Genomic DNA, 786 nt, shown 5'->3' with positions numbered 1-786 from the left:
CCCATCGACAGCCCGGTCACGTAGATGCGCTTCGGATCGACCCGGTAGGTCTTGATCGCATGCGCCAGCATGCCGGCGGTGTCGTTGCCGTTCCACCAGCCGCGGCTGTCCTGCGGCGAGACGACGATGAAGCATTCACGCCCGGCTGGCATGTCGAAGCACATGTCATTGTTGGCGGCGATCAGCTTCGGCGGACCATGGCGCTTGACGTTGTCGAGTTGCGAACCGTTGGCCGCGCCGGTCTCGCCGGCGCCGTGGAAGAACACCATCAGCGGGTACGTCTTGCCACTGCCTGTGTAGTCGGCCGGCAGGTACTCCCAGTACCAGACCGGCAGCGTGCCGTCGAGCGAGGTGAAGCTCTTCTTCAGCTGGCGCTCGGAGGGCTTGGTGGCCTGCGCAGGCGGGGGCGGGTCGACGTTGCCGGAAGGAGCGCCGGTCGTGCTGCTGTCATCGCCACCGCCGCCGCAGCCCGCCAACAGCAGGCCGAAGGTGATCGTCGTCGCAAGGCGCAGGTTCATGGCACGGACTCCCGAGGGCTCATCCATCGGAAAGCAAGGGATGCGCCTTGCGGTTTCGCGGGGAGATCGGCCTGGTTTGCGACGATTTGCGGCAATCCCTCACACGGCCTGTCGCCCTATGCGATGCGCGGTGTCTCGACGCGCACGTCACCGCACTGCGCCCGGTGCCGCAGCGCGTGGTCCATCAGCACGAGCGCCAGCATCGCCTCGGCGATCGGCGTGGCGCGGATGCCGACGCAGGGGTCGTGGCGGCCGTGCGTCTGCACGA

General features: G+C 67.6%; 2 protein-coding genes. Both read right to left on the bottom strand.

Going from position 1 to position 786, the window contains the following annotated elements; all coding sequences use genetic code 11:
• Positions 1-518: carboxylesterase family protein (locus AC1D15_RS35315; RefSeq protein WP_477829752.1), on the bottom strand; the 518-nt coding region annotated here is incomplete at its 3' end.
• Between the two features lie 116 nt (positions 519-634).
• Positions 635-786: chorismate synthase (locus tag AC1D15_RS35310; RefSeq protein WP_477829753.1), on the bottom strand; the 152-nt coding region annotated here is incomplete at its 5' end.

This window comes from Rhizobacter sp. P2_H2, assembly GCF_056403375.1.
This window is presented reverse-complemented; position numbering and strand designations above follow the sequence as displayed.